Source organism: Spirochaetaceae bacterium (assembly GCA_009784515.1).
Lineage (GTDB): Bacteria > Spirochaetota > Spirochaetia > WRBN01 > WRBN01 > WRBN01.
The window spans coordinates 1-9,156 of the sequence record WRBN01000076.1 but is presented as its reverse complement, the minus strand read 5'-3'; the positions used below and the strand labels follow the sequence as shown (position 1 = coordinate 9,156).

8 protein-coding genes are annotated in these 9,156 nt (G+C 36.9%); 3 read left to right on the top strand and 5 right to left on the bottom strand.

All coding sequences use genetic code 11. The features are described from left to right. The 3 genes from FWE37_07985 to gyrA form a co-directional block, all read right to left on the bottom strand. Nucleotides 1-1,036 (bottom strand): GIY-YIG nuclease family protein (locus tag FWE37_07985; protein ID MCL2520917.1); only part of this gene is annotated, 1,036 nt, incomplete at its 3' end. Nucleotides 1,037-1,169: 133 nt separating this feature from the next. Next, on the bottom strand, nucleotides 1,170-2,219 hold the full coding sequence (locus tag FWE37_07980) for an AAA family ATPase (protein MCL2520916.1): 1,050 nt from the start codon (nucleotides 2,217-2,219) through the stop codon (nucleotides 1,170-1,172). Nucleotides 2,220-2,242: 23 nt separating this feature from the next. Then, nucleotides 2,243-4,747 carry a DNA topoisomerase (ATP-hydrolyzing) subunit A gene (gene gyrA, locus FWE37_07975; GenBank protein ID MCL2520915.1) on the bottom strand — a complete coding sequence of 835 codons (2,505 nt, stop codon included), beginning with the start codon at nucleotides 4,745-4,747 and terminating at the stop codon, nucleotides 2,243-2,245. Between the two features lie 312 nt (nucleotides 4,748-5,059). Here gyrA and FWE37_07970 point away from each other — a divergent pair, with 312 nt between their 5' ends. The 3 genes from FWE37_07970 (at nucleotide 5,060) to FWE37_07960 (ending at nucleotide 6,243) form a co-directional block, all read left to right on the top strand. Further along, nucleotides 5,060-5,464, top strand: coding sequence for a hypothetical protein (locus tag FWE37_07970; protein MCL2520914.1), 405 nt, complete (start codon nucleotides 5,060-5,062; stop codon nucleotides 5,462-5,464). Nucleotides 5,465-5,651: 187 nt separating this feature from the next. Next, a complete protein-coding gene (locus FWE37_07965; GenBank protein ID MCL2520913.1) occupies nucleotides 5,652-5,954 on the top strand; it encodes a type II toxin-antitoxin system RelE/ParE family toxin in 303 nt (100 codons plus the stop codon). A gap of 1 nt (nucleotide 5,955) precedes the next feature. Then, nucleotides 5,956-6,243 (top strand): putative addiction module antidote protein, encoded by a 288-nt coding sequence (locus FWE37_07960; protein ID MCL2520912.1) that lies wholly within the window; start codon nucleotides 5,956-5,958, stop codon nucleotides 6,241-6,243. Between the two features lie 204 nt (nucleotides 6,244-6,447). Here FWE37_07960 and FWE37_07955 read toward each other — a convergent pair whose 3' ends face one another. Together FWE37_07955 and FWE37_07950 are read right to left on the bottom strand one after the other, a co-directional pair. Further along, on the bottom strand, nucleotides 6,448-7,302 hold the full coding sequence (locus FWE37_07955; GenBank protein ID MCL2520911.1) for a succinylglutamate desuccinylase/aspartoacylase family protein: 855 nt from the start codon (nucleotides 7,300-7,302) through the stop codon (nucleotides 6,448-6,450). Between the two features lie 399 nt (nucleotides 7,303-7,701). Further along, a complete protein-coding gene (locus tag FWE37_07950) occupies nucleotides 7,702-9,063 on the bottom strand; it encodes a hypothetical protein (GenBank protein ID MCL2520910.1) in 1,362 nt (453 codons plus the stop codon). Nucleotides 9,064-9,156: the final 93 nt, after the last annotated feature.

Here is a 9,156-nt window from a genome sequence, read left to right as displayed (position 1 = left end):
TTCTATTAGCTATAGGTAAGTTGGTATACCAACGCCCCGAAGCCTCAACTAGTTGCCGTTTAGGATTTAAAAACTTACGTACAGGGTTATACCCTGCCCATACTTGCTTATTTTTAAAGTAGTGAATATAGGCTGTATTAATGGCATTACTTTCATTAGAGATAATTAAAAACTTTTTTCCACTTTCAATGACTATTCTCCAATAATCTATCGCCCGTGAAAAGGGTGGATTAGTGCAAACAATATCTGCCTCTTCATTTAATATTTTTAAAGAACGCGGGTGGTCAAAGCTACCATCATATTTTTTAGGGTAAGTGTAGTCGCCGTCAAATATATCATCACTAAAGCCTTCTTTAGTAAAGATATAGGCTTTACTACCACTATTAAACAAATCTACCTTCCCTTTAAAATGGGTGCAAATAAGCTTTTTTAAACCTAGCTCATTAAAATGCTGTAAAAAATAAAGTGCAAAAGGCGAGGTTGTTTTTTCGTTATCTCCTACAGCATCATCACAGTTACAAAATACCACTTTATTGTACCAAGTTTCAGCAGGGTACATAATTAGTTCTTTTTCAATATCTTCTATACGAGTATAAAACTCGTCATCAGCTACATTACGGGCCTTCTGCATAACACCCTTGGGGCTTAACCCTTGCTCATCTAAACTAACAGTCTCTTTTTTAACTAGTTTAGTTTCAATTAGTGGCTTTGGCTCTATTTTTATGAATTCTTCCTTTATAAAAAATTCATGCTCTTTAATAAAATTTACATAACCTTCAAATAAAGTTTTATTATAAAAGTAAATCTCTTTACTCTTCTCTTCTCGTAAGTGTAAAAACTGCTTCTTAATATCATTTTCTACAGCACGCATATCTTTAACTTTACAAGTGAACAGGTAGCTATAAATATTAGCTTTACTTTTACCAGTTATATTGTTGTATTGCTTAAGCCTTTCCTCTAAATTGCTCGTTATGCCAATTTTACATTTATCCAGCTCTTTTTCGGCTTGTACTATGTAGATATACTCTTCCGTCATTTTACCTACTCTTCCCCATCTTCCAAATCAAACAAATCGGCTTGCTCGTAACTAACCTCTTTCACCTCTTCATCGGCCTCCAGCAATACTAATATTTTACTGTTCATTTATTTTACCTGTTTTTTTTAACTAGTTAAAGACTAGCTATCCCTTCAGCAATAAAATAATACTCCTTTTTAAAATCTTCAACTTTAGTTCTATATTGCTCTGTACCTAAATCATTTCTATTTAAAATTTTATTATCAAGAGCAATCACAGGTAGCTTCTCTTTTTCCGAAACTACCATTAACTGATTAAAATCTGGTATATCTGCAATTCTATATGGTTGAGCTTTAGTAAAATATTTTTTAAACTCATCTACCGTTAGAGCCATACCAAAACCATTTAAATCCCTGGCTAAATTATGGGCATAGTTATTTAGTTCTATCATAGTTTCTTCAAAACGTTTGGCTGATGTCGTTCCTTTTTCATTAGCTCGTGAATAAGGTCTATAGTTTTGGCAAACAATTCCTAATAGCTTTGGTAAGGCTTTTAATTTATTATTAAAAACCTCAAAGCCAGCCAATTCTCTATTCCACCCTCTAAAAATAGTATTTAAATTCATTAAAGCTTGCCTACTGAAAACACTTGGATTAGCAGGAACAATAAAATAATCGGAGAGCATTAAAAATAATTGATTAGTAGCTGACAATGCGGGTGATAAATCCAGAATGATAAAATCAAAATCACTTCCTACCTTTTTTAAAGCTGTATAAACAGACATAGGAATATGATTAAGCCCGGGAACATTAGCAAGTGAGAGAGAGATAGTTTTTTCTAATTCGGCAAATTTCACTGAACCAAGTAATAACTCAAGATTTTTTGCCTCTTTTTTCTTAAAGAATTTTATTTTAGGCAATTCCTTACCCGGTGTTGGTTGCACATAACTAACTAAATATTCATAAATATTATTTTTAAGTATAAAGTTCGTGTCATAATTACTTTCACTATTAAACAGGAATTGTTTATCTGGTCCGTAAATAACCGAATCTTCAACTGAAATTTCAGTTAAATTACATTGAGCATCAGCATCAATCATTAAAACATGTTTTCCCAATTCACTTAAAGCCCATGCAACATTATATGATGAGGTTGTTTTACCCACTCCTCCTTTATGATTAAAAAATGTTAAAATTTTTGCCATAGTATACCTCCTTTAAGTAGCTTTTACTCTTCCCCATCGCCCTCATCTTCGCCAAAAAGTTCGGCCTGCTCATAGTTAATAGTAGCCACCTCTTCATCGGCCTCCAGCATATCACCTTCGGCAAAGGCCATACCCACAATTTTATCCTCATTTTCGGTTTTAATAATACGCACGCCGCCGGCGGTACGGCTTAACAGCCGAATTTGGCTTAGCGCTACCTTAATGGTTTTACCGCTTTCGGTAATGACCAGCACACTATCACTCTCGTTACAGCTGGCTGCCTCTAAAATGTTACCAAACTTGCCTTTGGTGTTGGCCAGTCGCTGGCCGGCAGTAGCGCGCCCGTGCGGGGCAAACTGCTCAAAATCTACCCGTTTGCCGTAGCCGTTTTCGGTAAGCACAAAGATGGAGGTATCGGCATTCGCCACCGAAAGGCCAATGAGCTCATCACCCTCCGCCAGCTTGATGCCACGCACACCGCCGGCGGTGCGGCCCATCACACGCACGGCATTTTCATCAATGCGCAGGGCTTTACCAAAGCGGCTGGCCAATATTATATGGTTCTCACCGGTGGTAAGCTCTACCTTTTGTAAACTGTCGCCCTCATCAAGGTTGATGGCGATAATGCCGCGCGTCTTGGCATTTTTAAAGGCGTTCAGTTCCACGCGTTTTACCACGCCCAAACGGGTAGCCATAAAGAGGTAACGGTTGTCAAATTCGCTAAAGCAGATGGTTTCACTAATTTCCTCATCGGCCTCAAATTCAAAGATGGTCTTTAAGTGTTTGCCTTTAGTGGTTTTACTGCCTAGCGGCACTTGGTACACCTTAAGCCAGTAACCCTTGCCTTTGGTAGTTACAAAGAACAAAATATCGTGGGTGTTGCCACTAAAGATGTGGCTTACATAGTCGCCATCACCCAGCTTAGCCGAGAGCGAGCCTTTACCGCCGCGCCCCTGCTCTTTGTAGTCGCTTAGCGGCACGCGTTTAATAAAGCCCTGCTTGCTGATAAGCACCAGCATGTCTTCGCTTTCAATTAAATCTTCATTGGTAATATCTTGTATCTCATCGGGGAGAAGTTCTGTGCGGCGCTCATCGCCATATTGTAACTTTAGGGCTAAACTTTCTTCTTTTATCACATTATATTGTTTGCTTTCATCGGCCAAAAGTTCCTCAAGGCCGGCAATATTACGCACAATCTCCGCCAGCTCATCGATAATCTTTTGCACCTCTAAGCCGGTAAGCCGTTGCAGGCGCATATCAAGGATAGCTTGAGCTTGAATCTCGCTAAGTCCATAACCACTCATCAGCCGTTCACGCGCCGTAGCGGTGTTGAGGCTTTCCTTGATTAATTGAATAATGGCGTCAATATTTTCCAGAGCAATCTTATAGCCTTGCAAAATGTGCTCGCGCTCACGCAGCTTGCGCAGGTCAAACTTAGTACGTTTAACAATCACCTCTTTACGGTGAGCAATAAAATGCGTAATCAAATCCTTTAAGTTTAGCTGTAATGGCTCGCCATTAACCAAAGCAATATTGTTAATGCTAAAGCTAGCCTGTAACGAGGTATTTTGATAGAGCTGATTCAGCACCACGCTGGCATCATACCCGCGTTTAATTTCTATCACGATACGCACATCTTTCTTGCTTTCATTACGTATCTCACTAATGGCCTCAATAGTTTTATCTTTCACTAAATCGGCCATACTGGTTAAAAGGCTCTTCATATTGGTCATGTAGGGCAGCTGGGTGATGATGATTTGCTCGTGGTTTTTGTGCTCCTCAATTTCCACCTTTGCCCGCACCATCACGCTGCCGCGCCCGGTAAAGGCCGCTTTGCGGAAGCCGCTTTTGCCGTAAACAATAGCGCCGGTAGGGAAATCGGGCCCTTTAACATAATGCAGTAATTCTTCGATAGTAATATCGGGGTTATCGATAGTAGCAATGATGGCCTCTACCACCTCGCTGAGGTTGTGCGGGGCCATGTTGGTGGCCATACCCACCGCAATCCCCGAAGAACCATTCACTAATAAATTTGGCAGCGCTGTGGGCAACACCGTTGGCTCATCAAGGCTGCCATCGTAGGTAGGCTGCCAACTTACCGTTTCTTTTTTAATGTCGCGCAGCATAGCTTCGCACAATTTGGCCATTTTAGCCTCTGTGTAACGCATAGCAGCCGGTGGGTCGCCTTCAATGCTACCAAAGTTCCCTTGCCCTTGTACCAGCGGGTAACGCAGGCTAAAGCTTTGCGCCAACCTCACCAGCGTATCGTAAATGGCGGCATCACCGTGCGGGTGGTACTTACCCATTACCTCGCCCACTATCAGTGCGCCCTTTTTGGTTTTGGCGCTGTTGTCTAACTTAAGCTCGTTAAGCACGTGTAAAATGCGGCGGTGCACCGGTTTAAGGCCATCACGCACATCGGGCAAGGCACGGCTGATAATAACCGACATAGCGTAGGTTAGATAAGATTTTTTCAGCTCTTCCTCAATGGATATGCTGGTGATTTTTTCGGTAGTTGGTTCGTTCATTTACGGTTTTGGTCCCTTTATTATAGAGTTACTATAGCAGATTGAGGGGGGAATGGCAAGGGCGAGAGAGTTGATAGTTGAAAGATGGGAACTGAAAGTTAAGAAAAGTTTAAATTAAAAAAATGCTTGACTTACTATTTATTTTTTTGTACTTTGAATTAATTAATGTGGAGGAGGAAAAAGGAAAATGGAATTGTGATAAAACTGAAATAAATCAGACCAGTGGGTACTTAGTTTAAGATGAATTACTTAAAGTTTAGTACATTCTTTAGAAAAATGATATTCATATGCAAATAGGAGATAAGTAAATATATGCAAGAATTACAAAATCAAAATAAAAGATTATTCTCTAGTGCTGATGTTAAGCCATTAATAGAGGGTATCAAAAAAATATTTGAAATTTATTCCAATAATAAAAAACAGAATTATAGTGAATTAAGTAAAATATTAAAAAACCAAAATGTACCACATCATTTAAAAGATAAAATGGTTGGTATATATGAAGCAGAAAGTAAGGAAAAGCGCAGAAATGTGCGCATAGTTGGAGATATCACTCGTACTTTAGGTAGTGGTGCTTTAGGATATAAAATAAGTAAAGAATTAACTAAAAATTTATTCACTGATGATAAATATGCTAACGAAAAGAGAGCAGTTATACAGTTAGGTTGTACTATTTTGACAGGACACATTGGTTATAAATTAACTAAGTCTAAATAATACACAGTATAGTTATATACCCCCCTAACAATTTACTGGGGGGTTTATTCGCTCCTTTATTTTTTCCAAAAATGTTTAGTAACTTTAACGGCTAGTCTTATAAGCGATGGCTTAATAAGTAGTTAATTTATTCTTTCTTGCCTAATCCACCTTGACCCATTATATTTTGTAAGATATAATAGATAACATGCTAATAATAGAGCAAACCGAAGAGTTTAAAGCGTGGGCTAAGGGACTAAAAGATAAGAATGCCTTAAAGCTTGTACTTAACAAAACTAAACATGTGGCTTTAGGTAATTTTGGCGATTCTAAGGCTGTAGATGGTGCTAAAGGTATTCACGAACTACGCATTCATTACGGGGCCGGGTATTGTATTTATCTTACTAAAATAGATAATAAAATTGTGTTTTTGCTATGTGGTGGTATTAAACGCACGCAAGACAAAGATATTGAACAAGCTAAGAAATTATTAAAAAATTTAGAGGTATAATATGGCAAAGGTAAAAACAACAATTTTTGATGTAGCCGAATATTTAAAAGATGATGAAGAACTTATGGATTTATACCTTGAAGAAGCCTTTAAAAGCAGAGAAACTAATTTTATTTTAGCTTGTATAGACGATGTAGCCCGTGCCAAAGGTATGGCCGGTATAACCGAAGAAGCCGGCTTAAAAAATGAAACAACCGGTACAAATGTTAGTCCATCATTCGCTACTATTTTAAAAGTATTAGATAGTTTAGGAATAACTTTAACACCGAGTAGTAAAGTTACGACTTAATCCTCTCTTGCCCAATCTCCTTTCTTGCAATATAATAAACCCATGCTCACCCTAGAAGAAATTTTAACTATCATGAGTGCCGTCGTCCCTGAATCTAAACGCACCAATTATTAACAAAATAGAGCTTTGACAGTTATGTCCGCGTTGAACAGATAACAGAGAGCGATGAGGATATTATTTTTGTATGAGCAATAATTACTTAAATTATTGCTCTAAATGCGCCGTGTAAAACCATTCATCACCAACTTTAGGCTCTTTATTAGGCATTATCATATAGCAATCGGTAGCAAACTTTATTACTTCACCATCGTCGTACTCGGCAACAACTTCGCCGGCCTTAATAAAATCGAAAGTATTCCATTCGCGGGAAAGCCGCCCCTCTTTTTGATAGGTTTCTATCTTATCCATCACATATACTTTGCTTGCTGCGTTAGCTTCCGGCAGCTTAGCATCGGCCATCTCTAAAAAATTAAGTGCTTTAATTATGCAATCTGCGGCAACTTTATCGGCTGCTTCTGTGCCATTACTGCCGCACTCAACGGTAACCGAAACTTTACCTAAACTATGCGCATAAAAGCCGCTATCACCCACTTTTTCGTTTGCCGGCGGATACAAAGCCGGCCAGCCCTTAACCACAGCTAAGCCAAAGGTACGCGCCAGAGCCGAAACCTTCGGTTCATCGTAATCTTCAAAGGCAAAAGGTTCGCCTTCTTTATCTGAAAACGAATGTAAATCTACATGGTAATCGCAATTTTTTATAGCCTTAGCCACCTGATTGGCAACTTTATATTCATAAGTTTTTAAATCGGTATGTTCGCCAATATATCTATTTAAATTAACATTTACCTCGCGTTTATTAGCGTAAAAGGCCGGCGGATTACACACAGGAATTAACGTTAGTGAGCCGCGTTTTAATATTACCTCGCCGCTATTTAGTTTATTTATTAAATTTGTTATTGCCCTGTAGCCGCAAACTTCGTTACCGTGTATACAGCCGGTAATTAACAAATGCGGGCCTGCGTGGACGGAGCTGTAAAAGTGCTTTTCTAGTTCAATCATTTTATAATCCTCTTCGGTATAGTTATATTATATAACTAATTTTAAAAATGACAAGAGGCAATTAACCTATTTTTAAGAAGAAAACCTTAACGGCGAACCAAAATTGCTGTAAAACTATCTTCCCAAGTCTTCCATATTTTGCCATTATTAAGCGAATAAATTATTATAAAACCATCTTCAAATTCTTTAAGGTAATTAACATAATCATTTCTGATTATCCTAAAAGAAGGCTAATTTCCTTATCCTAATATAATAGTAATGGTTATCTTCATTTCTAATACGAACCCTGCTATTTTCTGCACTATATACTAAGTTACCATTTAACCACAAACTAAACTTTTTAATTAAATATATAAATTGCTATTAGATAGCATAGTTAGCACTAATTTATATATTTAATTAAATTATTTTTAGTTTTTCTTTTTTTAGCATAAAGACAAACATTATAAAAGTTACCAAACTATCAAAGGCTGTGCCAATCGCAAACATTAAAGCTATGCTTACAAGCGTAGGTTGATAAATGCCCATCATATAAAAGATAAACGCCCCGCCATAAAAAATAATGTTAGTAATAAGAGCCTGATAAAGCATATATTTGGTTTTTCCTATACCATAAAAAATACTATCTATCACATTATTATAAGCAAAAAAAACATAAAAACCTATACTAATCAAGGTTAAGTAAAAAATGTCATAGTAATTATTTAATTGTAAAATATCTCTTAAAAATGGCTGCCACAAAGGAATAGTTACAAACCATAAAACCACAAATAAAGTTGTTAAAGCAAAATATCCTAAAGTTTTTTGCTGGATAGCTTGCCGATTGTTTTCACCACAATCACGCTTAATAAGTTCACCAAGCTGAAAAACCGGCAGAAGTAACCATACCCAAATAAAGTTATTTGTTACCCAAAAAGTGCCTTGTTCACCTACCATATTAACCATACGCACAATCATAAAGATAAAAAAGGTATTACGAACCAACGATTCTAATCCCGATATACCGCTAATCTTCGCCCAGCCGCTAGTCCATTTAAAGGATAATTTACTATGATTGAACAGCTTAATTCCCTCTCGGTTTAAAATAATAATAGATAAGACCAGTAAAAGAATATTAACGATAATATTAGTTATAGCCATACCATTTACACCTAGCTGCAGTGAAATAGGTAACATAGAGATTAAAAAGGTATCGCTTATTATAGTTAATAACATTTGTAAAAATAAAATAGCATAAAGATATTTTTCTTTATTAATAGTTACTAAAACCACTAACATAAACATGAAGAGGGTACTAAATATATTAGCAACGGTTTCTAGTCTGATATAGCTTACGGTTTGATTTATAATAGCACTATCCTGCCCCATAAAGCCAACTAAAGGATTAGCAAAGATTATTATAAAAAGTGATAAAGCCGTATAAACAATAAAAACAATAAGTAAACCTGTTTTAACCATATTAGATAGCTCAAAAGCATTTTGACTACTATTTACATCGTTTTTGTGCCGTTCTGCAAAAGCTTTACCAATAAAAAAATAAAGCGGCAAAATAAATGCCTCTTGTATTACTTCATAAAGCACGCCTAGCCACTGCATTTGTGCCGCTATGGAAAAGCTCCAACTATCGAGCATTTGACCAAGAAAAAATACTCTTACCGCTGTATAGATGGCCGGAAAAAGCCCGATAAGCAGTAAAGCAAAAAAGAGTTTATAATTGATTAACTTGAGAGATGATTGAACTTTAGAAAAAAATATTAGCATTTAATTACTTTCCTTTATAAGGTGGTAAAATATTCATCTACCACCTTATTGTACTTTATTTTAACTATGAGTTAAATGGTAGCCATTGCTGCA

Coding starts and splice junctions, on each gene's coding strand:
- FWE37_07980 (MCL2520916.1), bottom strand. CDS start 2,219: ATGGCAAAAATTTTAACATTTTTTAATCATAAAGGAGGAGTGGGTAAA.
- gyrA (MCL2520915.1), bottom strand. CDS start 4,747: ATGAACGAACCAACTACCGAAAAAATCACCAGCATATCCATTGAGGAA.
- FWE37_07970 (MCL2520914.1), top strand. CDS start 5,060: ATGCAAGAATTACAAAATCAAAATAAAAGATTATTCTCTAGTGCTGAT.
- FWE37_07965 (MCL2520913.1), top strand. CDS start 5,652: ATGCTAATAATAGAGCAAACCGAAGAGTTTAAAGCGTGGGCTAAGGGA.
- FWE37_07960 (MCL2520912.1), top strand. CDS start 5,956: ATGGCAAAGGTAAAAACAACAATTTTTGATGTAGCCGAATATTTAAAA.
- FWE37_07955 (MCL2520911.1), bottom strand. CDS start 7,302: ATGATTGAACTAGAAAAGCACTTTTACAGCTCCGTCCACGCAGGCCCG.
- FWE37_07950 (MCL2520910.1), bottom strand. CDS start 9,063: ATGCTAATATTTTTTTCTAAAGTTCAATCATCTCTCAAGTTAATCAAT.